The organism is Nocardia amikacinitolerans NBRC 108937 (assembly GCF_001612615.1).
In the GTDB taxonomy this organism is placed as follows: domain Bacteria; phylum Actinomycetota; class Actinomycetes; order Mycobacteriales; family Mycobacteriaceae; genus Nocardia; species Nocardia amikacinitolerans.
The window spans coordinates 21526-46049 of sequence record NZ_BDAU01000038.1 but is presented as its reverse complement, the minus strand read 5'-3'; the positions used below and the strand labels follow the sequence as shown (position 1 = coordinate 46049).

The window sequence follows — 24524 nt, the reverse complement described above, 5'->3', positions numbered from 1 at the left end:
TTATTCAGTTGCCATCGACATCGCCGCGATGGCGCGGGTGACCCGCTCCAGGACGACGTCCAGTGATTCCCCGATATGGGTGTGCAGCAGGCGATACGCCAGCGGCAGGTCGTCGGCCAGCACCGCGTCGAGGATCGCGAGATGCTCGGTGATCGTGGTCTCGATCCGGTTGTTGACCATGAAGTCGTACATGCGCACGTGCCGGATGCGGGAGTTCACCGATTGCAGCGCGCGCACCAATTCGGCGTTGCCCGCCGCGGTGAGCAGCGTGACGTGGAATTCCTCGTCGCGCACCACGAAACCCGGTTCCTGCTCCGGCGGATCGGCCTGGAGTTCGAGCCAGCTCGCCCGCTCCGCCTCCAACAAGGCGTGATCGTGGCGCACCGCCGGATTGCTGATGGCGCGTTGAATACCGCCGAGCTCCAACGTGATTCGCAACTCGTACAGATCGCGAATGAGCGGAATGCTCGGCCGCACCGGGCTGAACCCGTACTCCTCCCGACGCAACAGACCGTCCGAGCAGAGCACGGTGAGCGCTTCACGAATCGGAGTACGCGAAATACCGAAGCGCGCGGACAGTTTCGGCTCGGTGAGCCGCTCCCCGAACTTGATGTCACCGTTCATCAGCTCATCGCGCAACGCCGCATAAACCACGTCCCGCAACGGCCGTCCCGCCGCATCAGCCGTCGTGGCCACCCTTGTCGACATGCGTGTATACGCTATGGACCTCCCGTTTCCACCATGTGTCCGCAAGTTATCAAGCGGTAAGCGTCTCCTCACCGCCCACTCTGGATCGGTGCGGCCGAAGCGAAGTTCGCCGCGGCACATCCATCCGCAGCGCCGCTCGGAGCTCGAGAAGCTCGCGACGCGCCAATGCGACGCGCCGACGAATCCCTACATTCCGCCGGACATGCTGCGCGACAGGACATTTGACCGAGCACATCGCATAAGGTGTGCACACCTCCCGTCGAGGGGCGGTGGACTCTGGTCCAGACACCGCGCCCAGAAAGGAGGTGGTGGGGAATGGCGAAGCATCGCCGGAAGAAGAGCAAGGCCCCGGTCGATTACGGCATCCTGTGCATAGCAGCTGTCGTGACCGCCGGGGCGCTCTCTCTGGTCCGCCGAGTGCGGGCTAGGTAACCCACCCGGGTGGGGCGTCGTCGGAAGCGGCGCTCCACCCTCTCGGCATCACCGAAGTGACGCCACGAACTATACCGCCTCGCTGTAGCCCCTGTCTCGAAAGCGATCTCGCGCGATCAGCGCGCTATCGCAGGCCTTCGATCAGGTCGCGCATGAGTTCGGTGGCTCGGGGGCGGCCGTCGTCTACCTCGGTGAGGGTGAGGGAGAGTTCGGTGAGGGCGCCGTAGAGGGCGCTGGCGAGCAGTTCGGCGGGGTAGGGCTTGATCAGCTGGTCGGCCAGGAGGGTGCGGACGGCGTCGAGCACCAGGCCGCCGAGATGCTGCCGATCGAGCTCGCGCCAGCGCTGCCAGCCGAGGGCGATGGGGCCGTCCATCAGGACGATCTTGCGGTAGTCGGGGTCGGCGCAGACGTCCAGAAACGCGCCGATGCCGCGCTCGGCTTGGTCGAGCGGATCCGAGCCCGCCGCTGTCGCCTCGCGAATGCGTTGCGCCGCTTGGCTTTCCAGCTCGTCGAAGACGGCCTCGAAGAGCCCGCGCTTGCCGTCGAAGTGGTGGTAGAGCGCGCCTCGGGTGAGCCCGGCGGTCCGGACCAGCTCTTCGGCCGAGAGCTTGGCGTAGTCGCGCTCGGCGAACAGCCGCCGCCCGGTGTCGAGCAACGTCTGGCGCGTGTTCTCGGCGTACTTGTCCCGCATGGTCTTGACAGGCTCCATACGACAGGGATATCACATACACATTGAATCTCGAATACACCGTGTATGGAAGCAGGTCGAGATGGTGCAATCGGCGGACGTCGTAGTCGTCGGCGCGGGCGTGGCGGGGCTGGTTGCCGCTCGCGAGCTGGTCCGGGCCGGAAAGGAGGTGCTGGTCCTGGAGGCGCGGGACCGAGTCGGCGGACGGCTGCTCAACGAAGATCTGCTCGACGGCATTCCGATCGAGATGGGCGGGCAGTGGGTCGGTCCGGGTCAGGATCGGGTGCTCGGCTTGATCGCCGAACTCGGGCTGTCCACGTTCCCGACCCATGTCGCCGGACAGAACATCGGCGAGTTCGGCGGCAAGCGTTCGATCTTCAGCGGCCGGATTCCCAAGCTGAACCCGCTCGCGCTGGCCGACATCGGACAGGCGCAGCTGCGGCTGGATCGGGTCGCGCGCGCGGTCGCCGAACGCGACCCGTGGCTCGCCGAGCAGGCCGACAAGCTGGACAGCCAGACCTTCGCGACCTGGGTGAACAGGCACGCCTACACGCCGACGGGACGCGCCTTCCTGCGGTTGGTCACCGAGGCGGTGTTCTCCGCCGAGCCGGAGGACATGTCCGCGCTGTGGGCCGCGTTCTACGTCGGAGCGGCGGGCGGGCTCGACGCGCTGATCAATACCGACGGCGGCGCGCAGCAGGACCGCGTGGTCGGCGGCAGTCAGCGGATCGCGCTCGAGCTGGCCGCGGAGCTCGGCGAGCGGGTCGTCCTCGACGCCCCGGTGACGGATCTGACCTGGAGCGACGACGAGTTGCGGATCTCGGCCGGTCGCACGGTTGTGCGGGCGCGACGGGCGGTGATCGCGGTGCCGCCGCCGCTCGCCGCGCGAATCCGGTACCTGCCCGGGCTGCCCGGTGGGCGCGATCAGCTGGTCCAGCGCATGCCGATGGGGCGGGTCATCAAGTTCAATGTCGCGTATCGGGAACCGTTCTGGCGGGCGCAAGGTTTCAGCGGCCAGGCCAACAGCGATACGCGGCCGGTCGGCACGGTCTTCGACAACACCCCGCCGGACGGCGCGCCCGGCGTGCTGGTCGGCTTCTTCGAAGGCAAGCACGCCGACGCCGCGTCCCGGTTGGATCCCGAAGCGCGCCGAGCGCAGGTACTGAAAGACCTCGTCGGCTATTTCGGCCCCGCGGCGGCCGACCCGATCGCGTACCGCGAACGTGACTGGGCCGAGGAGGAGTACAGCCGCGGCTGCTACGGAGCTTTCGCGACACCGTCCACCCTCACCCGCTTCGGCCCCGCGCTGCGCACCCCGATCGGACCGCTGCACTGGGCGGGCACCGAGACCGCGACCCGCTGGGCGGGATATATCGATGGTGCGGTCGAATCAGGAGAGCGTGCCGCGCGTGGAGTGCTCGCCGCATTGGAGCGCAGCCGAACGACCGTGATCTGACTCGTCGTCCCCGTTGGGGGCGCAGACGTCGCCCGACGACGCCACAGTGCAACCTCTCCTGCGGAAAGGCTCGAAACCCGGGAAGCTGTATCGGTCGGCAGATAAAACAGAGGCCCTGACCAGCGAACTGGTCAGGGCCTCTATCGTGTCTCAACCACACGAGTCGGGGTGACAGGATTTGAACCTGCGACCTCTTCGTCCCGAACGAAGCGCGCTACCAAGCTGCGCCACACCCCGTGAAGCGAACCTGGAGTAGCTTACAACAGGGAAGGTCCAGACGTTAAACCGGCAGGTCAATCAGCTTTCGTAGGTGCGAACGCTGCGGAAGATCCGCTTGGCGGTCTCGGCGTCGACGGCGTTCGGGACGCCGGTGTCGGCCGCGATCACCATGACGAAGCTGCCGATGTCGGCGCCGGTGGCGAAGGTGTACACCGAGTACTCGGTGGCGCAGCCGGGCTTCGCGTCGGTGATGGCGCCCCTGGTCTCGACGAACGTGCCGTGCTGGGCGCCGTCGAGGGAGTCCAGTGGCTGCGGTGCGCCGGGGATGCCGCCGCCGGGCGCGTTCGGGTAGGCGATCTTCGCCGTCTTCGTGCCGAGTTCGGTTGCGGCGCGGACGGTATCGGTGTTGTCCGAACCGGTGACGAACGCCACGGTGCGCGTCGAACCGGGGCAGTAGTCCTTGCCCTCGGTGGCGTAGCCCTTCCCGCCGACGGCGTTGGGCGGCTTGCCGAAGCCGCCGGAGTCGCCGACGGTCCAGTCGGCGGGCACGTCGTACGCGGCGCCGCTCTCGGGCGCGACGACGACCTGGTAACCCGGAACCACCGGCGGCCCCGCGTTCGTCTCCTGCCGCCGCGCCGGGGCTCGCGTACCGGACGAGGTGGTCAGCGCGCTCACCATCGACGGCGTCCCGTCCGCGCTGGCCTCCTCCGGCCCGCCCGCGACGACCACCGCCGCCGCGCCCGCCGCCAACACCGTCGCCGCGACTCCGACGCCGACCCAGGCCCGCGCGCCTCCCGCCCCGGACCGAGGAGACTCGGTCACCCACTGCGGAATCGACCCGTTCGCCGTGGTCCACTGCGAAACCGACCCGTCCGCAGGCAGGTGCGGCACCGCACCCGGCGTGGGCGACCAACCGCCGCGGTTCTGCTGCGGAGCGATACGAGTGGGCGCGAGCCCGCCGAGCGCCCCTCCCGTTGGTTCGATCGAGGTATGGATGTGCGGCTCGATCCTGCGCCCGGATTCCGGCGAACCCGCAGCGGACTGCGATGCCGCGGTGGACTGCGAACCCGCAGCGGGCTGCGCGCCACCAGCAGGCTGCGCGCCCTCGGTGATTCCGCCCGGGACGTACGGAGGCTGCGTCGCGAAAACGGGCGCACCCGGCGGCATGGATCGGACGGGCGAAGCCGATTGAACCGCTGGAGGATTCGGCACACCCCCGAACTCCGAACCGCCCCGCACCACCGTATGGTCCGGAGCGCCGGGCATGCCGATGACGCCGGGTTCGGTGTGCGGGCCGTCGAATCCTCTGCTCAAAGTCGTCCCCTAGTCGACTGTTTCAAGTTTCGGCACGCGACCCTACCGGGTCGGCACGGGACGGCCCGCGCCCGGTGAGCACGGACAAGCCTTGCGCCGCTTGATATATGCGACCTCCGGCCGTCCGCGACACGAAAACCGGACACGCCTACAGCGACACCGAGATCCACGATGAGCTGATGACCTTCATCGGCGCCGGGATCGGGCCGAGGACGAACTACGTCCGCCGGTACCGCCGAGGGGCGATCAGCGAGAGACGGTCTCCGAAGTCGAAAGCCCGTGATTGCTCTCGGCGGCCGGACGCTTCGGCGGCGCGGCGACGAGGGTGAGCAGGGTGGCTTCGGGGCGGCAGCAGAAGCGGTAGGGCGCCCACGGGGAGGTGCCGATGCCCGCGGAGACGTGCAGCTGCGTGTGCTCGCCCCACTTCGACGGACCCTTCACGCGCGACTTGTCGATGCCGCAGTTGGTGACCAGCGCGCCGTAGCCGGGCAGCACCAGTTGGCCGCCGTGGGTGTGGCCGGCCAGCACCAGGTCGTAGCCGTCGTCGGCGAAGCGGTCCAGCACCCGCGGCTCGGGCGAGTGGGTGAGGCCGATGCGCAGATCGGCGAGGGGATTCGGGGCGCCCGCGACCGTGTCGTACCGGTCGCGCCGCAGGTGCGGGTCGTCGACGCCGGCGGTGGCGATCCGGACGCCCGCCACCTCGAGGTCGCGGCGCACGTGGGTGAGGTCGAGCCAGCCGCGTTCGGTGAACGCCGCCCGCAGGTCCTTCCACGGCAGCGGCGCGCCGAAGACGCGGCGGTGATCCTTCTTGAAGTACTTCAGCGGGTTCTTCGGCACCGGCGCGAAGTAGTCGTTGCTGCCGAAAACGAAAAGGCCAGGGCGGGAGAGCAATCCGCCGAGGGACTGAACCACCGCGGGCACCGACTTCTGGTGCGAGAGGTTGTCGCCGGTGTTGACGACCAGGTCCGGCTCCAGCCGATCCAGCTCGCGCAGCCACTGCTGCTTGAGCTTCTGACCTGGCATCATGTGCAGATCGCTGATGTGCAGCACCCGTAGGCTCGACGAACCGGGCGGCAGCACCGGCATGGTCGCCTCGCGCAGGATGAACGCGTTGCGTTCGATCAGCGAGGCGTAGCCGATTCCGGCTACCGCGGCCCCGGTGGCTCCCAGCGCGGTTCGGCGGACGGCGGCGGTCGAGATTACGGGCATTTGCCCAGCATAGGTGAGGGTGCCTCAGAACGCCGAGTGTGTTTCCGCACAGCCGCGCCGAACGGACGGAGAGGGTCCGCGAGCAGCGGTGATGGCACGCGTCGAGGCGAAATGTAGTGGGACGTGCGACGTCGACCGGATACCGTGTGCCTCATGTCGGAACTCAAAGATCGGCTGCGGACGGACATGACCGCCGCGATGAAAGCCAAGGACACGCTGCGCCTCGCGACGTTGCGCATGCTGCTTGCCGCGATCCAGACCGCCGAGGTCGCAGGCGCCCAGGCGCGTGATCTCTCCGACGCCGAGGTGATCGCGGTGCTGCAGAAGGAGGCGAAGAAGCGCAACGAGTCGGCCGAGGTCTACACCCAGGCCGGTCGCGGTGAGCTCGCCGCCAACGAACACGCCGAGGCGCGGATCATCGACGAGTATCTGCCGACCCAGCTGACCGAGGCCGAGATCGCCGACCTGGCCGACACCGCGATCGCCCAGGTCGCCGAGGAAATCGGCGAGCGACCTGGCATGCGCCAGATGGGTCAGGTCATGAAGATCGCGACCGCGCTCGCCGAGGGCAAGGCCGACGGCTCGCGCATCTCCGCGGCCGTCAAAGCCCGCCTCTGACACCGCGCCCCGAAAACCAGAACCGCCGACCGGCAGCAACGCCGGTCGGCGGTTCTCTGTTTACCTAGGCCACCACGGCGGCAGCGGGAAGCCCGGCGGCAGCGCCGGAGGCGGCGGCAGCGGACCAGGAGCGGGCGGCGGCGGTGCCTGGCGCTGGGTGCCGTCACTGATGTAGATCGTGATGACGGACCCGGGGATGGCCGAACCGTTCGGCGCGGTGCTCATCACGCTGCCCTTGGGCGGCGGGCCCGACCCGTTGACGGCCGAGACTTGGAAGCCAGCGGCGATCAGCGCGGTCGTCGCCTCGCCCTGCGACATGCCGACCACATCGGGCACCTGCGAGTTGTTCGCACCGCGGACGTACTTGTCGTCCAGCGGCGGCAGCACCGGCGGCGGGAAGTTGCCGATGACCGGCTTGATCGCGTTGAACCAGGTGCGCGCGGGTTCGTTACCGCCGAACAGGCTGCCGTCACCGCAGTTGCGCAGCGGGAACGAGCAGATCTCGCCGGGCGTCGGGCTGTCGCCGTAGACGTAGACCGCGGCGGCCAGCGAGTTGGTGAAGCCGAAGAAGGCCGATGAACGGTGGCTTTCCGTGGTTCCCGTCTTGCCTGCCATCGGCAGGTTCCAGCCGGTGGCCTGGGCCGCGGCCGCGGCGGTGCCCGCGGTGTCGTCCTTGCTCATCGCGTTGGCGAGCGTGTTGGCAAGGCCGGGCTCGACCACCTGCTCGCAGGCCTGCTGGGTGAGCGGAACTTGCTTGCCGCTGCGGTCGACGACCTCCTTGATCGGGGAGGGCGGGCACCAGCGTCCGCCGGAGGCAAGCGTCGCGGCGACGTTGGAGAGCTCGAGCGGGTTGATCGCGACCGGGCCGAGGGTGAACGAGCCGAGGTTCTGGTCCTTGATCATGTCGGCCAGGCTCTGGTTGCCGTGCCCGGAGCTGCCGGGGGTGGTGAACGAGCGCATGCCGAGCCGCACCGCCATGTCGACGGTCGGGGTGACGCCGACGGCCTGGATCAGCTTGACGAACGCGGTGTTCGGCGAGGTGGCCAGCGCCTCGGTGACCGACATCGGCGACTTGTAGCGGCCCGCGTTCTCGACGCAGTAGGTGGCGGGTGGGCAGCCGCGGGCGCCACCGTTACCCATGCCCCGCGCGTCGAAGCGGCCCGGCACGTCGAGCTGGGAGTCGATGCCGAGGCCCTTCTCCATGGCGGCCGCCGTGGTGAAGATCTTGAAGACCGAGCCCGCGCCGTCACCGACCATCGAGAACGGCTGCGGCTGCACCGTCTCGTTGGCGTCGCGGTTGAGACCGTAGGTGCGGCTGCTCGCCATGGCGACGACATCGTGCGAGTCCTGGCCGGGCGCGATCACCGACATCACCTCGGCGATGTTGTCGAGGTTGGGGTTGGCGGCCTCGGTGACCGCGCGCTTCACCGAGTCCTGCACGGCCGGATCGAGGGTGGTCTTGATCAGGTAACCGCCCTTGTCGATCTGTTCGCGGCTGATGCCCGAATTGGCCAGGTACTGCAGCGCGTAGTCGCAGAAGAAGCCGCGGTCCTGGGCGGCGATGCAGCCGCGCGGCAGGCCCTTGGGCTCGGGCAGCACGCCGAGCGGCTCGGACTTGGCCTTGCGGAACTCCTCGGCGCGCGCCGGGATGTTCTGGATCATCGTGTCCAGCACGGTGTTCCGGCGAGCCAGCACGCCCTGCGGGTTGGTGTAGGGGTTCAGCTTGGAGCTTGACTGCACCATGCCCGCGAGCATCGCCGACTGCGGGACGTTCAGGTCGGCCGCGTCGATACCGAAGTAGGTCTGCGCGGCGTCCTGGATGCCGTAGGAGGAATTGCCGAACGGCACGAGATTCAGATACCTGGTGAGGATCTCGTCCTTGGTGAGTTCCTTGTCCAAGGTCAGCGCCATGCGGATCTCGCGGATCTTGCGCGCCGGGGTGGTCTCGATCGCCGCGCGGCGTTCGGCGTCGGTCTTGGCGACGACGAGCAGCTGGAAGTTCTTCACGTACTGCTGGTCGAGGGTGGACGCGCCCTGCTGCACCTCGCCGCTGGTGGTGTTGGTGAGGAAGGCGCGCATCGTGCCCTGCCAGTCCACGCCGTCGTGGTCGGCGAAGCGGCGGTCCTCGATGGAGATGATCGCCAGCTTCATGTCGTTGGAGATCCGCTCGCTCGGCACCTCGAACCTGCGCTGCTCGTAGAGCCAGGCGATGGGAGACCCGTTCTTGTCCACCATGGTCGAGACCGCTGGGACGGTGCCCTCGACCAGTTCCGCGGAGACGTTGTCCACGGCGTCGGCGGCCCGGTTGGAGACGAACCCGAATCCACCGGCGAGGGGGAACAGGAGCCCGGCGAGGAGCACCGCGGCCAGCGCGCAGCTGCCCGCCAGCTTCGCGAGCGTATGTGTGATCGGCACATTCGACACGTTCCCAAGGGTACGGGTTGCACTTCGCGCCCTCTCGGGTGTGCTTGTCCGAAGGCGAGATCCGGTGTTCGTCCAGGCCTGTTGGGCGTGTCGCTTGGGCGTGTCCGGCGTGTCATGCGTGGGCGTGTCGCGAATCGGGCCGACCGACCGGTTCCTTATCACGTTTGCATGGACGGGCGTACCAAAAAATCTCGAGACGGTCTTGCGCTCGGGCCATACCTTTACCTAGATTGAGAACCCAGTGTGATGGAGCTAACACTCAAAGTGGAATGTGGTTCAGAGCGCAGCGGGGTTCGGGTTGCTGCGATCTGGCACGCGATTCTGGAGCGCCGTTGACCCGGTGTTCGGACTGCAAAGGGGCACACCAAATGCATATGACAACCCCCATCGCTCGATTGGACGTAGAGCAGGCCGAAGCGCGAATCGCCTGGGTATCCCAGGCCCGATGCAAGGAAGTAGATCCCGATCAGTTGTTCGTCCGCGGCGCGGCGCAGCGCAAAGCGGCGACGATCTGCAGGCACTGTCCGGTGCTGATGCAATGTGGAGCCGATGCACTCGACAATCGCGTCGAGTTCGGCGTGTGGGGTGGGATGACCGAACGGCAGCGGAGGGCGTTGCTGAAACAGCATCCCGAGGTGACCTCTTGGGCCGACTTCTTCCAGGCCCAGCGCCAGCACCAAGTGGCGATGTAGTCGAAAGAACGAGAAACCGAGCCCGCGATTGCGGGCTCGGTTTCGTTTGGGGCTATAGCGATTCCGCTTCAATACCGAACGTTTTGTTAAGCGGAGATGGGTGCTCCGGTCAGCTGATCACCCACCGCGCGCAACGCCTCGAGGTCGCAGACCTCGAACGGCAGCGCGGTCACCGGGACCATCGGCACGCGCGGATGCGCGCCGGTGAATCGGTGCAGCAGGTGCTGCTCGCGTTTGGCCGTTGCGACCCGGTCGGCGTGGATGCGCAGCACCGAGCTGGTCAGCGGATCGGATTCGGCCAGCTGGTCGGCGGCGGTGAGCGCGTGATCGGCGGGCAGATCGCTCAGCGCCGGATGCGTCCGGTTGAGCACGAGTCCCGCGAGCGGCATCTGCTCGGTGGAGAGCCGGTCGACGAAGAACGACGCCTCGCGCAGCGCGTCGGGTTCCGGGGCGGCCACCACAAGGAAGTGCGTTCCCGGCTTCGACAGCAAGGCGTAGGTGCGGTCGGCGCGGTCCTGGAAACCGCCGAACAGCGATTCCAGCGACTGCAGGAACACCGACGCGTCCTTGAGCAGCTGCCCGCCGACGACGGTGGACACGCCGCGCATGGCCAGGCTCATCGCACCCGTGACGAACCGGCCGACGCCGCGTCCCGGCGCCATGATGAGCCGGATCATCTTGCCGTTCAGGAAGTTTCCGAGACGCTTCGGCGCGTCGAGGAAGTCGAGCGCGTTGCGCGACGGCGGGGTGTCGACCACGATCAGGTCCCATTCCCGCTTGTTCGCCAGCTGCCCGAGCTTCTCCATGGCCATGTATTCCTGCGTGCCGCCGAAGGACGACGCGAGGGTCTGATAGATCGGGTTGGCGAAGATCTGCTCGGCCTTCTCCGGGGAGGTGTGCTCGAGCACCATGTCGTCGAACGTGCGACGCATGTTCAGCATCATCGCGTACAGCTCGCCCTTGGCCTCCGGGCCGAGCGCCACCCGCTGCGGGGAGTTGTCCAGATCCGCGACGCCGAGTGACTGGGCCAGTCGGCGCGCGGGGTCGATCGTCAGCACCACGACCTTGCGCCCCATCTCGGCGGCGCGCAGCGCGATCGCGGCGGCGGTGGTGGTCTTGCCGACGCCGCCGGAGCCGCAGCACACCACGACCCGCGCCGTGGGATCGGCGATGATCTTCGAGATGTCCAGCGTGGTCATCGCACTCCCTGCGCACTCAGGTGTTCGGCTAGTTCGTAGAGTCCGCCGAGGTCCATGCCGTCGGCCAACGCGGGCAGGTGCAGCTGCGACACGTCGACCTTGTTCAGCTCGGCCGCGCTGGCATCCTGCGCTCGCAGCCGGGCGGAGTGTTCGTAGGTCTCGGTGATCAACCCTTCGAAACTGTCCTCCGACAAGGTGATTCCGGCTCGTTCCAGTCCGGCGCGGATGGCGGCGCGGTCGATGTCGCCCTCGGCGGCCCTGTTGCGCACGTCGGTCGGTAGGAAGCTCTCGCCCGCGCGGTTCACGATCACCGTGCCGATGCGCAGGTTGTTGGCGGTGAGTTCGGCGACGGCGTCGGCGGTCTCCTGCACCGGCAGCGCCTCGAGCAGCGTGACCAGGTGGATCATCGTCTGATCCGAATGCAGCAGCCGGGATACGCCCTCGGCCTGCGAGGCGATCGGTCCGCCCTTGGCGATCTCGACCATCGCGGTGGTGACGTCGAGGAAGCTGGCGATCCGGCCGGTCGGCGGTGCGTCAACGACGATTTCGTCGTAGACCCGCTTGCCCGTGCTGTCCATGCGGACCGCGCATTCCTTGATCTTGCCGGTCAAGATGACGTCGCGCAGGCCTGGAGCGATCGTGGTGACGAACTCGACCGCGCCCATCCTGCGCATCGCCCGCCCCGCGAAGCCCAGGTTGTAGAACATGTCGAGGTATTCGAGAAAGGCGTGCTCGATGTCGAGCGCGAGCGCGACCACCTCGCCGCCGCCGTCCGCGGTGGCGATTCTCGTCTCAATCGGTGGCAGCGGCGGCAGGTCGAACAGCTGCGCGATGGACTGTCTGCTCTCGACCTCGACCAGCAGCACCCGGCGTCCGCCCGCGGCCAGTGCCAGCGCGAGCGCGGCGGCGACCGTCGACTTGCCCGTTCCCCCTTTGCCGGAGACGTAGTGCAAGCGGGCCTTTTCCGCGCGCTTCGGCCAACCCGTTTCGAGCCCCGGCTCCGCCGAAATAGGCACTGCTGTTGGTACTCCCACGTTCGCGAGCCTATAACCCGTTCTGCGATCACGCCCTAGGGATACGGTCACACTGCCGTTTTCGGCACCTTCTGTACCAGACAGTCCTTCCGGCCGCTATGATCGCGCCCGCCGTCGAGGCATATTCCGCCAAGCGAGCCCGGAACGCGCGGCGCCGCGAGCTCGCCCATAAACTCACCGCATGAGTGATGTGACCCTGTGGGAGTACGCGACCGTTCCGCTGCTGACGCACGCGACCAAGCAGATCCTCGATCAGTGGGGCGCCGACGGTTGGGAGCTGGTGACGGTGCTGCCCGGCCCGACCGGCGAGCAGCATGTCGCCTACCTGAAGCGTCCGAGGCAGTAGGCCATGGCTGTCGACGCGGCCACCCCGTGGCGGAAGAACCTGGAACGGCTCGGACTGACCGTGCCCGCGGTGGCCGCGCCCGTCGCGGCCTACATCCCGGCGGTGCGCACCGGTTCGCTCGTCTACACCTCCGGGCAGCTGCCTTTCGTGAACGGTGAGCTGTCGGCGACCGGCAAGGTCGGCGCCGAGGTCTCGCTGGCGGAGGCGGCCGAGGCGGCGCGGCTGTGCGCGCTGAACGCGCTGGCCGCGGTGCACGACCTGGTCGGGCTGGACGAGGTGGTGCGGATCGTCAAGGTGGTCGGTTTCGTCGCGTCCGCGCCGGGATTCACCGATCAGCCGTTGGTGATCAACGGCGCCTCGGAGTTCCTCGGTGAGGTCTTCGGCGAGGCGGGCGTGCACGCGCGTTCGGCAGTCGGCGTCTCCGAACTTCCCAAGAACACCCCGGTCGAGGTCGAACTGATCGCCGAGGTGCGTTAGACAGGTTGTCGGACAACGACTCCGAACGACCGAGGTGATGCGATGACGCCGACCCATCCCGCGTACGGGCAATTGCGCCAGGTGACGCCGACGGCGGCGGTGCTGCTCGCGGACAATCCCGGCCAGATGACCCTGGACGGCACCAACACCTGGATCCTGCGTGCGCCGGATGCGTCGGAGTACGTCGTGGTCGATCCGGGGCCGAAGGACAAGAAGCACAGCGAGGCCATCGCCAGGGTCACCGAGGGCAAGATCGCGCTGACCCTGATCACGCACCGCCATCACGATCACACCGGCGGCATCGAGCGCTTGGTGAAGCTGACCGGCACGCCGGTGCGCGCGAAGGATCCGGAATTCGTGCGCGGTGCGGCCGCGCCGCTGACCGACGGCGAGGTGATCGAGGCCGCCGGGCTACGGATCGGGGTGCTCGCCACGCCCGGGCACACCGCCGACTCGCTGAGCTTCGTGCTCGACGACGCGGTGCTCACCGGCGACACCATCCTCGGCAGCGGCACCACCGTGCTCGACTCCACCGACGGCACCCTCGCCGACTACCTCACCTCGCTGGACCGGCTCATCGAGGCGGGCGCGGGCAAGGCGCTGCTGCCCGCGCACGGCCCGGACCACCCGGATCTGGAACCGGTCGCGCGGTACTACATCCAGCACCGCAAGGAGCGGCTCGACCAGGTGCGCGCCGCGCTCGCCGAGCTCGGTCCGGACGCGGGCGCCATGGCAGTGGTGCGCAAGGTGTACGCGGATGTGGACAAGCGGCTCTGGCTGGCCGCGCGCAGTTCGGTGCAGGCCCAACTGGAGTACCTGCGCGCCGAGCGGTAGCCCGACTACCGCGTCCGCCGCACAGCCGGAGCGAAGCACGACGGCCCGCCGGATCCAGTGGAGCGCTGGATCCGGCGGGCCGAGCCGTATCGGAAGCGAGTCAGCGGGCGCGCCGCGCGAGCCGCTCGGAGTCGGAGATGAGCACGCTCTTGCCCTCGAGCCGCAGCCAGCCGCGGTGCGCGAAGTCGGCGAGCGCCTTGTTGACGGTCTCGCGAGACGCGCCGACGAGCTGGGCGATCTCTTCCTGGGTGAGGTCGTGGGTGACCCGGAGGGCGCCGGCCTCCTGCGTGCCGAACCGCTGCGCGAGCTGCAACAGCGCCTTGGCGACGCGACCGGGAACGTCGGTGAAGATCAGGTCGGCGAGGTTGTTGTTGGTGCGCCGCAAACGGCGGGCGAGCACGCGGAGCAGCTGCTCGGCGATCTCGGGCCGCTGGTCGATCCAGGCCTTGAGGGCATCGCGATCCATCGTGACGGCGCGGACCTCGGTGACCGTGGTCGCGGTCGAGGTGCGCGGGCCGGGGTCGAAGATCGACAGCTCGCCGAACATGTCCGACGGGCCCATGATGGTGAGCAGGTTCTCCCGGCCGTCCGGGGAACGTCGGCCGATCTTCACCTTGCCCGAGGTGATGATGTACAGCCGATCGCCGGGTTCGCCCTCGTTGAAAATGACATGGCCGCGCGGGAAATCCACCGGCTGCAGTTGTTTGGCGAGTGCCGCCACCGCGGTGGGCTCTACGCCTTGGAAGATGCCTGCTCTGGCGAGGGCCTCGTCCACGAATGTGCTCCTTATGGGAAATGGCTCTGGGCTGGACCGAAGCGAATCGGCCAACAGCGCAGTCTACGCGGCATTGTGGCGGCGTAGTGACAGACACCACGTAACGAGTGGATTGCGCGGCGTCCAGGTAGTGGATTCAGCTCGCTCGAGCGACGTCCAGGTCGTCGTTACGGGAACGGCGCTTACGCATCCGGGCCACCGCGGCGGGCAGTCCGGCCTTCGTCAACTCCTTGACCTCGGCGTTGCTGGCCCTGTCCAGGTACTGCTGAACCTCCGGGTCGGGTTCGAGAAGTTTGCGGAGCCGATTCTCGACCCGCTCCATCAGCAGTGCGAACAGCATCAACACCACTGGGAAGAGCACCACAGCGAGTCCTTGCATATCGAGGAGTAAACACGCTGAAGGTCTCAGATGGAACACGGCAGGAGATCTGAGCGGGCACCTTGTCGGAGCGGTTCCGTATGGTGGACGCGTGCGCGTCTCCCCGTCTGTGACCGATTCGAACGGCTCTTCCGCTGGCGATGGAGCGACCGATGCGCAACCACTCTCCGTGACCGTTCCGAGACGGAAAACCCGCACGCGACAGGCGGAAACGAAGCTGGGACTCGTCCGGAGGGCGCGGCGGATGAACCGCACTCTCGCCGCCGCTTTTCCCGACGCGCACTGTGAGTTGGATTTCACAACGCCGCTCGAATTGGCCGTCGCGACAATCCTTTCCGCGCAGTGCACCGACGAGCGCGTGAATCTCACCACTCCCGCCATCTTCGCCAAGTACCGCAGCGCGCGCGATTACGCCGAGGCGAACCGCGCGGAGCTGGAGGAATACATCCGGCCGACGGGGTTCTACCGGAACAAGACGAGTTCGCTGATCGGCCTCGGGCAAGCCCTGGTGACCGAACATGATGGTGAATTACCTCACACCCTCGCCGAACTGGTGAAGTTGCCAGGCATCGGCCGCAAGACTGCCAACGTCATCCTCGGCAACGCCTTCGACGTGCCGGGCATCACGGTCGACACGCATTTCGGCAGGCTGGTTCGCCGGTGGGGTTGGACCACCGAGGAAGACCCGGTCAAGGTCGAGCACGCGGTCGGCGAACTCGTCGAGCGCAAGGAATGGACAATGTTGTCCCATCGCGTGATCTTTCACGGTCGGCGGGTGTGCCATGCCAGGAAGCCGGCGTGCGGTGCGTGCGTGCTCGCCGACGACTGCCCCTCGTTCGGCGCAGGGCCGACCGAGCCGGAGCTCGCGGCGAAGCTGGTGAAGGGTCCGGAGCGCGAACACCTGCTCGGGATGGTCGGCCTGTGAGATCACGGGCCGCGGACCGAACGCCGCGGAAAGAAGATTCCGGTACGTCGAGGTTCCCCTCCGCGATGCGCTGGGCGCTGGTCGGCTTGATCGTGGTCGTCGCCGCGGTGATCGCGCTGTGGCCGCGCGGCGGCGGCGAGGACGCCGCGTCGGATTCGCGATCCGCCCCCGCGCAGCAGGTCCCCGCGCAACTGCGCGCCGATGCCGCGCTCGCACCCTGTCCACAACCCGCGCCGGGCGCGACGGGAGCGGGACCGCTGGCCGGGATCACGCTGACCTGCCTTGCCGACGGCGCGCCCGTCGACCTCGCCGCGGCGCTCGCGGGCAAACCCGCGCTGCTCAACCTCTGGGCCTACTGGTGCGGACCGTGCGCCGAGGAGTTGCCGTACCTGCGTCAGTACGCCGAGCGGGCGGGTGCGGCAGTCACCGTGCTCACCGTGCACAGCGATCCCGAAGAGGCAAAGGCGCTGTTGCGCCTGACGGGATTGGACGTGCACCTGCCCGGTGTGCTCGACGGCGCCGCCAAGGTGCGCGCCGCCGCCGGTGCCCCTGCCGTGCTGCCGATTTCGCTGCTCGTTCGCCCGGATGGTTCCCTTGCACAGGTTGTCGTGCGAACGTTTACCGGCGTCGACGACATTGCCGATACGGTGGCAACGGCGCTCGGAGTGCGGGCGTGACGGCGCGCGTGGTCGAACACGATGTTTGCGACGCCGTGAGAAGGTCTACACCGCAAGACATCTCGCAGCGTCTGTTGCGGGCGGACAGAACGGTTGTGGAGGTGGTGGTGCGCAGGTTCACCGGGGGAGCGGCATGACGATTCCGCTGCCGACCGACATTCCGCACTGGCTGCGCCGGGCCGTCGAGCCCGCGCACGCCGACGCGAGCGACACGTTGACGATCGCGCGCGCCCTGCGCCGAGCCATGACGATCACCGGCGAGGCGCGCCAGGCCGCCGTGCTCGTGCTCTTCAGTGGTTCGACCGAGGACGATCCGACGGCCCCCGGCGGGCTGCCCGCCGATGCCGACGTGCTGCTGACCCAGCGCGCGTCGACCATGCGCCAGCACCGGGGACAGGTCGCCTTCCCCGGCGGCGCGGTCGATCCCGAGGACGAGGGTCCGATCGACACCGCGCTGCGCGAGGCGTGCGAGGAGACCGGCGTCATGCGCGAGCACGTCCAGCCGCTCGCGGTGCTGCCGAAAGTCTTCGTGCCGCCGTCGCGGTTCGACGTGACACCGGTCGTCGCCTACTGGCGCACGCCCGGTGAGGTGCGGGTGGTGAACCAGAGCGAGACCGAGCGGGTGGTTCGGGTGCCGCTCTCCGAGATGCTCGACCCGGCCAATCGCTTCCTCGTCCGCGGCAGCCTCGGCTACCAGAGCCCGGCCTTCCAGGTCGACGGCATGCTGGTCTGGGGACTGACCGGCGGAATACTCGCCGGCATCTTCCAGTCCGCGGGCTGGGAACTGGAATGGGACCGCGACGACGTGCGGGACCTGGAATCGGCACTCGCCGCAGTGGGGATGACCTTATGAGCTCCTCGGCCTGGCTCGACATCATCGTGGTGCTGCTCGCCTTGGCCGCGGCCGCCTCCGGCTGGCGGCAGGGCGCCGTCGCCTCGGCGCTGGCCTTCCTCGGCGTCGTGCTCGGCGCCGTCGCGGGCATCCTCATCGCGCCGCACATCCTCGTGCACGTCGACGAGGGGCGGACCAGGGTGCTCACCGGTGTGCTGCTCATCGTGCTTTTGGTGATCGTCGGCGAGGTCGCGGGCATGGTGCTCGGGCGCGCCGCGCGCAGCGGGATGCGGCATCCGTTCACCCGCAGCGTGGACAGCGTCGTCGGCGCGATGCTGCAGGCGGTGGCGGTGCTCGTCACCGCGTGGCTCCTCGCGCTGCCGCTGGCCACCTCGTCGCAGCCCGCGATCGCCACCGCGATCAACGGTTCGCGCGTGCTCGCCGACGTCAACCAGGTCGCGCCGAACTGGCTGCGCAAGGTCCCCAACGAATTCTCCAAGCTGCTCAACACTTCCGGCCTGCCGGACGTCATCGGTCCGTTCGGCCGCGCGCCCATCGCCGCGGTCGAGCCGCCGGACCCGAGCGTGCTCGCCAGCCCCGTCGCGGCCTCGCTGCAACAGAGCGTGCTGCGCATCCGCGGCGTCGCGCCGAGTTGCCAGCGCGCGCTGGAGGGTTCGGGCTTCGTCATCGCGCCGGAGCGGGTGATGACCAACGCGCACGTGGTCGCGGGCACCACCAGCGTCGCGGTGGACACCCCACGCGGACCGCTGGACGCCAACGTCGTGCTTTTCGATCCGTCCAAGGACATCGCGGTGCTCTCGGTGCCCGGCCTGACCTCGCCGGTCGTGCCGCAGGCCCCGGCTCCCGCGCGCTCCGGCGACAGCGCGATCGTGCTCGGCTACCCGGGCGGCGGTCCGTACACGGCAAGCGCGGCCCGCGTCCGCGAGACGCTCGACCTCACCGGCCCGACGATCTACCGCAACGGCACCGTCGAGCGCGAGGTCTACACCGTGCGAGGCCTGGTCCGAGCTGGCAACTCCGGCGGCCCGCTGGTGGACACCGAAGGCCAGGTGCTCGGCGTCGTCTTCGGCGCCGCGGTCACCGACGACGACACGGGCTATGTGCTGACCCTCGACGAGGTCCGCTCCGACCTCGACGCGGCCCCCACCGCCAACCTCCCCGCCGACACGGGAGCCTGCGTACTCAGCTGAGTGCGGTGAACGCCCGGATCGCGTCCGGGTTGGTCCGACCAACCCGGACGCGACAGTCGCGGGCTCCGTCAGCCGGATTCGCGACAGTCGCGGGCTCCGTCAGCCTGATTTCAGTTGCACGGTCGTTTCGTAGCCGTCGATGAAATTGTCGCCGTTGTCGTATGCCCTGAGGACGACTGTGGCCTCGCCATCTTGCCAGGCGAACGGGTGATCCTCGGTGCTGCGCTGGTAGAAGCCCTGCTGCCAGTTGCCGCTGTTGCATGCCGTAGGACGCGAGAGGGCGTTGTTGCCCTGACGGAGCACGACCTCGAGACTGGACACCCTATCGGCGCAGGTGCCCTGCAGGTACGCGACTTCTCTCGATCCGTTTATCTCGCCGGGGGAATGGACGGTGGCCACGGGCTGAGCTTGTTCGGCGTTCGCGACACTCTGCATACCGCCGCCGATAGCGAAGGCGGCAACAGCGAGTACTAACGCCCTGACACGGGTGTGAGACAAGTGCCTAGCCTTTCTGGTCACTGATCAGATTGCCGACCGCAAGGGGCAGCGGATTCGACGCCATTCGGCGACCCCATCCCCCGCCCACGGGAGTAGGTCGATATATAGCGAGCGGCAATGACTTTAGCGGTCTGCGTCGAAGTATCAGGTCACACCGGTTCGCGCGGCGCTGTTGCCTGCGTCGCGGCCGATCCGGGTGCGAATCCGAGTGCGGTGGCGCCGTGTCGTCACTTCCGTCGGTGGCGTGCCCAGAGCAAGGGATCGTCGGCGGGTAGGCGTCGAGCACCGCGGCTGAGCGGTACCGCTGTCGGCGTCCAGCCCACATTGCCGGCACGGTGCAGGGACGCCGATTTCAGCCGAGGAATTTGGCCAGTTCCGCGGTGACGACGTCCGGGTTCTCCTGGTGGGCGAAGTGGGCGGCGTTCGGCACGGTGACCATGCGGCGGTGCGGGGACCAGCGCAGGCCGCGGTGGAAGGTGGAGCGGAGCAAGTAGTTGTCGGCTTCGCCGCGCATGGCGAGCACCGGGATGGCGATGGGGACGCGGACGGTGGCCATGAAGCGGCGGCCGTCGGGGCGCCACTGGCTGCGGAACGCCCAGCGTTGGTATTCCAGCGCGCAGTGCGCGGCGCCGGGGATCTGGATGGCCGAGCGCATGCGCCGGGCCGCGTCCACGAATTCGGCGGTCCCCGACCAGGATCCGGTGACGCGCTGCCGCAGCAGGCGTTCCACCTCGAATCCGTCGTGGGTGGTCAGCCGGTATTCCGGATAGCGGGGCAGCTGATAGCGCAGGAAGTTCGGCAGCCAGGCCCTGCGCTGCCGCCGATCGCGCAGCACGGCGCTCTTCAGCGCGCCGGGGTGCGGCGAACTCACCAGCGCGATGGCGCGCACCAGCCGCGGGTGCAGAACCGCGGTGGCCCAGCAGACCAGCCCGCCTTCCGCGTGGCCGACCAGCGCGGCCTCGGTGTGCCCGAGCGCGCGAATGAGTCCGGCGACGTCACCGGCGAGGGTCCAGCCGTCGTAGCCGCGCGGCGGTTTGTCGCTGTCGCCGTAGCCGCGCAGATCCACCGCGACCGCGCGGAAACCCAGCTCGGTGAGCCCGGTCAGCTGGTGCCGCCAGGACCACCAGAAATCGGCGAACCCGTGCAGCAGCACCACCAGTGGTGCGTCGGTGCGCTCGGGCGCGGCCTCCACGACGTGGAATCGAATGCCGTTGGCATGAACGTCCCGGTGGGTCCACGGACCGTCGTAACGGACGGTGGACGGATCCGGAAGGAAGTTCGACGACACGCCGACCGAGCCTAGTGGTCGGCGCGCGGCGCCGCGACGACGACCCGCACGGTCAGTTGGTGCGCTTTTCCAGCGCCAGGTGCTCGTCGTGCGCGCCGGCGCCGAACCCGCTCGGCAGCACGGAGCGCGCCTGCTTCAGCGAATCGATCGTCTTCTCCGGCGCGCGCAGCTTCTTCACCCGCCGATAACCGAGGAACGCGAGAACCGCGGTGGCGACGACCATCAGCAGGAACACGATCAGGAACGCGGCCCACCTGGCCAGCCACACGTCGAGCAGCTCGCCGAGGAAGAAGAAAAAGAAGAAGGTGCTGAACAGCAGCACGGTCAGCGCGAGGATGAAGTAGACGCTGCCTTGCAGGCCCTTCTTGATCTCGCCGGTGACCTCGGCCTTGGCCAGCTCGACCTCGGCGCGCACCAGGGTCGACATCTGCTCGGCCGCGTCGCGGACCAGGGTGCCGAAGCTGGCGGAGCCGATCGGGTTGGCATCGGTCAGCGGAATGGAGGTGACCGTGCGCCCGCTCTGCGCGTCGTTCCCGTTACCGCCCTGGGTGAAACTCACTTGGTCGACCCTTCTCCCTGTCCCGGCACTGCTTTCAGCTCCGTCACGCAGGCTACCGCCTGCGGGCCCGTCGCTCGCGTGGTGTTCCCGCTGCGGCTCGCTCGCGCCGCTTTCACTCTTCCGGTTCTAGCGCACGAGCCGCGCGCCGCGCCTGGTGGACACGCCCACGCCGCAACAGTAGCGCCGAACCGGCGAGCGATGCCGCCATGGAGGTCACCAGCACCGCGGCTTTCGCCAAATCGACGGCCGATCCGTCGCCGACGTCGGACAGCGCGAGCTCCGCCACGAGAAGGCTAACCGTGAACCCGATCGCGCCGAGCACCGACAGCGCGAACATGTCGCGGTATTCGAGGTTGGCCGGCTTCTTCGCGATGCCGAACCGTATTGCCATCCAGCTGATCCCGAAGATGCCGATGGTCTTGCCGAGCAGCAGACCGAGAATGATGGCCAGCGCGAGCCGGTCGGTGAACAGCTCGCCGAAGACCTTGCTGTTCAACGGGACTCCGGAAGCGAACAACGCGAACAGCGGCACGCACAGCCCGGCCGAGATCGGCTGGAACCGATGCTCCCACCGGGTCGCCGGCGCCTCCTCTTCGTCGGGATCCGTGCGCACCCTGGTCAGCAGGCCGAGCGCGACACCCGCGAGTGTCGGATGGATACCGGCCTCGTGCAGCGCGTACCAGGAGACCAGCGCCAGCGGCACGTACACCACCGGCGAGGTGATCCGTCGGTGCTGGGCCAGCGCCCATGCCGCGAAGCACGCGGCGGCGGCGAGCAGCCATAGCAGTGCGAGTGTGGTGGTGAACAGCACCGCGATCAGGATGATGGCCAGCAGATCGTCCACCACGGCAAGGCTGAGCAGGAAAACCCGCGCGCCCGCCGGAATCCGCGAACCGGTCATGGCGAGCACGGCCAGCGCGAAGGCGATGTCGGTGGCGACCGGGATGGCCCAGGCGCGGTCCATGCCCTCGACACCGAATCCGACTGTCGCCGCGATCAGCGCGGGGGTGACCACGCCGCCGATCGCGGCGATGATGGGCAGTGCGGCGCGTTTGCGGTCGGCCAGCTCACCGACCACGAGCTCGCGTTTGAGCTCGAGCCCAGCGACGAAGAAGAAGACGGCGAGCAGACCGTCCTTCGCCCAATCGGCAAGTGTCAGCTCCAGGTGCAGCGGCTCGATCGGCAGCACCGTCTCGGTCATGGTGACGTAGCTGTCGGCCCACGGGGAGTTGGCCCAGAGCAACGCGACAGCCGCCGCGACGAGAAGCAGGGCGCCACCGACTGTTTCGGTTCGGAGGTAACGAGCTAGTTCGGAGCGCACCTGATTGATCACGGAATACCTCTCGGCCGGGCGTGCAAAACCACGGACCCGCGACCGAGCCGCTCCGGCTCACACCACCTGCCCGCACGCCGACCAGACTTCCCGGCACACCTGACGCAATTCTAACGGCTACCCCCCGTGACAAGATCACCCACCGGCCGTACCCTGCGCCCTCCCGGTGCGCACTTCGCCCAGCCGCCGCACGCTTCGCAGGGGATGCACCCGCTGCGAAGCGTGCGAACCGTCTGCGCGGAAGCTCAGGCGCGGCTGGCGCGGATCGCCTCGAAGACGTTCGGGTCGACGAGGGTGGAGGTGTCGCCGAGTTCGCGGCCTTCGGCGACGTCGCGTAGCAGGCGGCGCATGATTTTGCCGCTGCGGGTTTTGGGGAGTTCGGGGACGACGTGGATTTCGCGTGGTTTGGCGATGGGGCTGATTTCGCGGGCGACTTCGGTTTTGAGTTCGTCGATGAGTGCTTGGCCTGTGTTCTTGGCTTCGGCGGTGAGGATGACGAAGGCGACGATGCCTTGGCCGGTGGTGGGGTCGGTGGCGCCGACGACGGCGGCTTCGGCGACGCCGGAGTGTCCGACGAGGGCGGATTCGACTTCGGCGGTGGAGATGCGGTGGCCGGAGACGTTCATGACGTCATCGACCCGGCCGAGTACCCACAGGTCGCCGTCGGCGTCGAGCTTGGCGCCGTCACCGGCGAAGTACCAGCCCTGTTCGGCGTAGCGCTCCCAGTAGGTGGCCTTGTAGCGCTCCATGTCGCCCCAGATGCCGCGCAGCATGGACGGCCACGGCTGATCGAGCACCAGGTACCCGTTGGCCTCGGTCTCCCCGCGCTGCACCGGCTTGCCCTCTTCGTCGACGACCTGGGCGGAGATGCCGGGCAGCGGGGTCATCGCGGCGCCGGGTTTGGCGGCGGTGACGCCGGGCAGCGGCGAGATCATGATCGCGCCGGTCTCGGTCTGCCACCAGGTGTCGACGATGGGCGCGGTGTTCGCGCCGACGACGTCGCGGTACCAGCGCCACGCCTCGGGGTTGATCGGCTCGCCGACCGAGCCGAGCAGCCGGATGCTGGACAGGTCGTGCGCGGCCGGGATCTCGCGGCCCCATTTCATGAAGGTGCGTACCAGGGTCGGGGCGGTGTAATAGATGGTGACGCCGTACTTTTCGACGATCTGCCAGTGGCGGTGTTCGTCGGGGAAGTTGGGGGTGCCTTCGTAGACGACCTGGGTGACCCGGTTGGACAGCGGTCCGTAGACGATGTAGCTGTGGCCGGTGACCCAGCCGATGTCGGCGGTGCACCAGTAGACGTCTTGTCCGGGTTTGTGGTCGAAGACGTAGTGGTGGGTGTAGGAGGCTTGGGTGAGGTAGCCGCCGGAGGTGTGCAGGATGCCCTTGGGTTTTCCGGTGGTGCCCGAGGTGTAGAGGATGAACAGCGGGTGCTCGGCGTCGAAGGGCTGCGCCTCGTGCTCGGTCGAGGCCTGGGCCACGGTCTCGTGCCACCACAGATCGCGACCTTCGGTCCACGGCACCTCGATGCCCGTCCGCCGCACGACAAGCACGTGCTCGACGCTGTGTCCATTTTCGCCCGAGCGGGGGCCCTCCGTGGTTACGCGGGCTTCCTCCTCCGGGCCCTGACCGTTCGGGCGGGGCACATCGCCGTGCGCGAAAAGCGCCTCGTCCACCGCCTCCTTGAGCGGCGCGGACTTGCCGCGGCGCCACTGCCCGTCGGTGGTGATGACCAGCCGGGCGCGCGCGTCGTCGACGCGCTGGCGCAGGGCGGTGGGGGAGAAGCCCGCGAACACCACCGAGTGGGTCAGCCCGAGCCGGGCGCAGGCCAGGATGGACACGATGGCCTCGGGGACCATGGGCATGTAGATGGCGACCCGGTCGCCCGCCTCGAGCCCGAGCTCGGTCAGGTAGTTGGCGGCCTGGGACACCTCGTCGAGCAACTGCCGGTAGGTGATGTCGCGGGAGTCGCCCGGTTCGCCTTCCCAGTGGATGGCGACCTGATCGCCGTGTCCGTCGAGAACGTGGCGGTCCACGCAGTTGTAGGCGACGTTGAGCTGTCCATCGACGAACCACTTGGCCACCGGCGCGTCGCTCCAGTCCAGCACCCGGTTCCATTTCCGATGCCAGTGCAGTCGCTCGGCCTGTTCGGCCCAGAACGCGTCGCGATCGTCGGCGGCCGCCCGGTACAGCGAGGCGTCGGCGTTCGCCGCGGCGGCGAACTCCGCGCTGGGCGGATACGAGTCCCGGTGGTCGGCGGTGGTTTCGGTCATCACGTCTCTTCTTTCGCGTCGGCTCTGCCCACCCTCGACCCTAGCCAACTGTGACCTACGCCGCGCCGAGGAGTACGCACCGGGCTGGGTGCCTTCGGTGGCATAGTTTCGGTGTTTCGCCGAT

General features: G+C 68.3%; 24 protein-coding genes and 1 tRNA gene. 10 read left to right on the top strand and 15 right to left on the bottom strand.

Going from position 1 to position 24524, the window contains the following annotated elements; all coding sequences use genetic code 11:
• Together NAM01S_RS26570 and NAM01S_RS26565 are read right to left on the bottom strand one after the other, a co-directional pair.
• Window positions 1–708: a GntR family transcriptional regulator gene (locus NAM01S_RS26570; RefSeq protein ID WP_067790236.1), complete on the bottom strand. Its 708-nt coding sequence runs from the start codon at window positions 706–708 to the stop codon at window positions 1–3.
• 556 nt (window positions 709–1264) lie between these two features.
• Window positions 1265–1849 carry a TetR/AcrR family transcriptional regulator gene (locus tag NAM01S_RS26565; RefSeq protein WP_253799181.1) on the bottom strand — a complete coding sequence of 195 codons (585 nt, stop codon included), beginning with the start codon at window positions 1847–1849 and terminating at the stop codon, window positions 1265–1267.
• Here NAM01S_RS26565 and NAM01S_RS26560 point away from each other — a divergent pair.
• Window positions 1830–3284 carry a flavin monoamine oxidase family protein gene (locus NAM01S_RS26560; protein WP_157107917.1) on the top strand — a complete coding sequence of 485 codons (1455 nt, stop codon included), beginning with the start codon at window positions 1830–1832 and terminating at the stop codon, window positions 3282–3284. The two genes, NAM01S_RS26565 and NAM01S_RS26560, sit on opposite strands and share 20 nt — an antisense overlap.
• Window positions 3285–3447: 163 nt before the next feature.
• Here NAM01S_RS26560 and NAM01S_RS26555 read toward each other — a convergent pair.
• From NAM01S_RS26555 to NAM01S_RS26545, 3 genes are all read right to left on the bottom strand, one after another.
• Window positions 3448–3521 (bottom strand) — tRNA-Pro (locus tag NAM01S_RS26555).
• A 60-nt stretch (window positions 3522–3581) separates the two neighbouring features.
• The gene (locus NAM01S_RS26550) at window positions 3582–4817 is read right to left on the bottom strand and encodes a DUF8017 domain-containing protein (protein ID WP_067790230.1); all 1236 of its coding nucleotides are present in this window, start codon (window positions 4815–4817) and stop codon (window positions 3582–3584) included.
• A 246-nt stretch (window positions 4818–5063) separates the two neighbouring features.
• Window positions 5064–6026, bottom strand: coding sequence for a metallophosphoesterase (locus NAM01S_RS26545; RefSeq protein ID WP_067790227.1), 963 nt, complete (start codon window positions 6024–6026; stop codon window positions 5064–5066).
• 153 nt (window positions 6027–6179) lie between these two features.
• Between NAM01S_RS26545 and NAM01S_RS26540 the strand changes: the two genes are divergently transcribed.
• Window positions 6180–6644: a GatB/YqeY domain-containing protein gene (locus NAM01S_RS26540; protein WP_067790224.1), complete on the top strand. Its 465-nt coding sequence runs from the start codon at window positions 6180–6182 to the stop codon at window positions 6642–6644.
• A 60-nt stretch (window positions 6645–6704) separates the two neighbouring features.
• Here the strand turns inward: NAM01S_RS26540 and NAM01S_RS26535 are convergent, their stop codons facing one another.
• Window positions 6705–9059, bottom strand: a complete 2355-nt coding sequence (locus NAM01S_RS26535) for a penicillin-binding protein (protein ID WP_067790221.1) — start codon at window positions 9057–9059, stop codon at window positions 6705–6707.
• A 377-nt stretch (window positions 9060–9436) separates the two neighbouring features.
• Between NAM01S_RS26535 and NAM01S_RS26530 the strand changes: the two genes are divergently transcribed.
• Window positions 9437–9760: a WhiB family transcriptional regulator gene (locus NAM01S_RS26530; RefSeq protein WP_011206869.1), complete on the top strand. Its 324-nt coding sequence runs from the start codon at window positions 9437–9439 to the stop codon at window positions 9758–9760.
• A gap of 86 nt (window positions 9761–9846) precedes the next feature.
• On the opposite strand, the gene bagB is transcribed toward NAM01S_RS26530, so the two are convergent.
• Both bagB and bagA read right to left on the bottom strand, forming a co-directional pair.
• Window positions 9847–10959 (bottom strand): ATPase BagB, encoded by a 1113-nt coding sequence (bagB, locus tag NAM01S_RS26525; protein ID WP_067790218.1) that lies wholly within the window; start codon window positions 10957–10959, stop codon window positions 9847–9849.
• Window positions 10956–11975 (bottom strand): ATPase BagA, encoded by a 1020-nt coding sequence (gene bagA / locus NAM01S_RS26520; RefSeq protein WP_067790215.1) that lies wholly within the window; start codon window positions 11973–11975, stop codon window positions 10956–10958. Before bagA ends, bagB begins: the two co-directional genes overlap by 4 nt.
• A 199-nt stretch (window positions 11976–12174) precedes the next feature.
• Here bagA and sp36 point away from each other — a divergent pair, with 199 nt between their 5' ends.
• From sp36 to NAM01S_RS26510, 3 genes are read left to right on the top strand one after another with little or no spacing between them, the layout of a single operon-like run.
• Window positions 12175–12339, top strand: coding sequence for a Sp36 family protein (sp36, locus tag NAM01S_RS35345; protein ID WP_085999251.1), 165 nt, complete (start codon window positions 12175–12177; stop codon window positions 12337–12339).
• Between the two features lie 3 nt (window positions 12340–12342).
• Window positions 12343–12816 (top strand): RidA family protein, encoded by a 474-nt coding sequence (locus tag NAM01S_RS26515; protein ID WP_067790212.1) that lies wholly within the window; start codon window positions 12343–12345, stop codon window positions 12814–12816.
• Window positions 12817–12858: 42 nt separating this feature from the next.
• A complete protein-coding gene (locus tag NAM01S_RS26510) occupies window positions 12859–13650 on the top strand; it encodes an MBL fold metallo-hydrolase (RefSeq protein ID WP_067790209.1) in 792 nt (263 codons plus the stop codon).
• A 100-nt stretch (window positions 13651–13750) separates the two neighbouring features.
• Here NAM01S_RS26510 and NAM01S_RS26505 read toward each other — a convergent pair whose 3' ends face one another.
• Both NAM01S_RS26505 and NAM01S_RS26500 read right to left on the bottom strand, forming a co-directional pair.
• A complete protein-coding gene (locus NAM01S_RS26505; protein WP_019044571.1) occupies window positions 13751–14425 on the bottom strand; it encodes a Crp/Fnr family transcriptional regulator in 675 nt (224 codons plus the stop codon).
• 136 nt (window positions 14426–14561) lie between these two features.
• The gene (locus NAM01S_RS26500; protein ID WP_067790206.1) at window positions 14562–14804 is read right to left on the bottom strand and encodes a hypothetical protein; all 243 of its coding nucleotides are present in this window, start codon (window positions 14802–14804) and stop codon (window positions 14562–14564) included.
• 244 nt (window positions 14805–15048) lie between these two features.
• On the opposite strand from NAM01S_RS26500, the gene nth reads away from it, so the two are divergent.
• From nth to NAM01S_RS26480, 4 genes are all read left to right on the top strand, one after another.
• A complete protein-coding gene (gene nth / locus NAM01S_RS26495; protein WP_179831043.1) occupies window positions 15049–15729 on the top strand; it encodes an endonuclease III in 681 nt (226 codons plus the stop codon).
• 65 nt (window positions 15730–15794) lie between these two features.
• Window positions 15795–16406, top strand: coding sequence for a TlpA family protein disulfide reductase (locus NAM01S_RS26490; protein ID WP_067790200.1), 612 nt, complete (start codon window positions 15795–15797; stop codon window positions 16404–16406).
• A 133-nt stretch (window positions 16407–16539) separates the two neighbouring features.
• Window positions 16540–17259, top strand: a complete 720-nt coding sequence (locus tag NAM01S_RS26485) for an NUDIX hydrolase (protein ID WP_067790198.1) — start codon at window positions 16540–16542, stop codon at window positions 17257–17259.
• On the top strand, window positions 17256–18449 hold the full coding sequence (locus NAM01S_RS26480) for a MarP family serine protease (protein ID WP_067790196.1): 1194 nt from the start codon (window positions 17256–17258) through the stop codon (window positions 18447–18449). The genes NAM01S_RS26485 and NAM01S_RS26480 overlap by 4 nt, the downstream gene beginning before the upstream one ends.
• Window positions 18450–18548: 99 nt before the next feature.
• Here the strand turns inward: NAM01S_RS26480 and NAM01S_RS26475 are convergent, their stop codons facing one another.
• The 5 genes from NAM01S_RS26475 to NAM01S_RS26455 form a co-directional block, all read right to left on the bottom strand.
• A complete protein-coding gene (locus NAM01S_RS26475; RefSeq protein WP_157107916.1) occupies window positions 18549–18848 on the bottom strand; it encodes a hypothetical protein in 300 nt (99 codons plus the stop codon).
• 451 nt (window positions 18849–19299) lie between these two features.
• On the bottom strand, window positions 19300–20235 hold the full coding sequence (locus tag NAM01S_RS26470) for an alpha/beta fold hydrolase (RefSeq protein ID WP_067790190.1): 936 nt from the start codon (window positions 20233–20235) through the stop codon (window positions 19300–19302).
• 52 nt (window positions 20236–20287) lie between these two features.
• Complete coding sequence (locus NAM01S_RS26465; protein ID WP_067790187.1) at window positions 20288–20794, bottom strand: phage holin family protein; 507 nt, start codon at window positions 20792–20794, stop codon at window positions 20288–20290.
• Between the two features lie 112 nt (window positions 20795–20906).
• The gene (gene nhaA, locus NAM01S_RS26460; RefSeq protein ID WP_067790185.1) at window positions 20907–22127 is read right to left on the bottom strand and encodes a Na+/H+ antiporter NhaA; all 1221 of its coding nucleotides are present in this window, start codon (window positions 22125–22127) and stop codon (window positions 20907–20909) included.
• 245 nt (window positions 22128–22372) lie between these two features.
• Entirely contained in the window at window positions 22373–24400 is a 2028-nt protein-coding gene (locus tag NAM01S_RS26455; protein ID WP_067790182.1) for an acetate--CoA ligase, read from the bottom strand.
• Window positions 24401–24524 lie beyond the last annotated feature (124 nt).

What these genes read in the sequence shown, in the direction of transcription:
- NAM01S_RS26570 (WP_067790236.1), bottom strand. Translation starts at nt 708, where the DNA reads ATGTCGACAAGGGTGGCCACGACGGCTGATGCGGCGGGACGGCCGTTG.
- NAM01S_RS26560 (WP_157107917.1), top strand. Translation starts at nt 1,830, where the DNA reads ATGGTCTTGACAGGCTCCATACGACAGGGATATCACATACACATTGAA.
- NAM01S_RS26565 (WP_253799181.1), bottom strand. Translation starts at nt 1,849, where the DNA reads ATGGAGCCTGTCAAGACCATGCGGGACAAGTACGCCGAGAACACGCGC.
- NAM01S_RS26545 (WP_067790227.1), bottom strand. Translation starts at nt 6,026, where the DNA reads ATGCCCGTAATCTCGACCGCCGCCGTCCGCCGAACCGCGCTGGGAGCC.
- NAM01S_RS26540 (WP_067790224.1), top strand. Translation starts at nt 6,180, where the DNA reads ATGTCGGAACTCAAAGATCGGCTGCGGACGGACATGACCGCCGCGATG.
- NAM01S_RS26530 (WP_011206869.1), top strand. Translation starts at nt 9,437, where the DNA reads ATGCATATGACAACCCCCATCGCTCGATTGGACGTAGAGCAGGCCGAA.
- bagB (WP_067790218.1), bottom strand. Translation starts at nt 10,959, where the DNA reads ATGACCACGCTGGACATCTCGAAGATCATCGCCGATCCCACGGCGCGG.
- sp36 (WP_085999251.1), top strand. Translation starts at nt 12,175, where the DNA reads ATGAGTGATGTGACCCTGTGGGAGTACGCGACCGTTCCGCTGCTGACG.
- NAM01S_RS26515 (WP_067790212.1), top strand. Translation starts at nt 12,343, where the DNA reads ATGGCTGTCGACGCGGCCACCCCGTGGCGGAAGAACCTGGAACGGCTC.
- NAM01S_RS26510 (WP_067790209.1), top strand. Translation starts at nt 12,859, where the DNA reads ATGACGCCGACCCATCCCGCGTACGGGCAATTGCGCCAGGTGACGCCG.
- NAM01S_RS26500 (WP_067790206.1), bottom strand. Translation starts at nt 14,804, where the DNA reads ATGCAAGGACTCGCTGTGGTGCTCTTCCCAGTGGTGTTGATGCTGTTC.
- nth (WP_179831043.1), top strand. Translation starts at nt 15,049, where the DNA reads ATGAACCGCACTCTCGCCGCCGCTTTTCCCGACGCGCACTGTGAGTTG.
- NAM01S_RS26490 (WP_067790200.1), top strand. Translation starts at nt 15,795, where the DNA reads ATGCGCTGGGCGCTGGTCGGCTTGATCGTGGTCGTCGCCGCGGTGATC.
- NAM01S_RS26485 (WP_067790198.1), top strand. Translation starts at nt 16,540, where the DNA reads ATGACGATTCCGCTGCCGACCGACATTCCGCACTGGCTGCGCCGGGCC.
- NAM01S_RS26480 (WP_067790196.1), top strand. Translation starts at nt 17,256, where the DNA reads ATGAGCTCCTCGGCCTGGCTCGACATCATCGTGGTGCTGCTCGCCTTG.
- NAM01S_RS26455 (WP_067790182.1), bottom strand. Translation starts at nt 24,400, where the DNA reads ATGACCGAAACCACCGCCGACCACCGGGACTCGTATCCGCCCAGCGCG.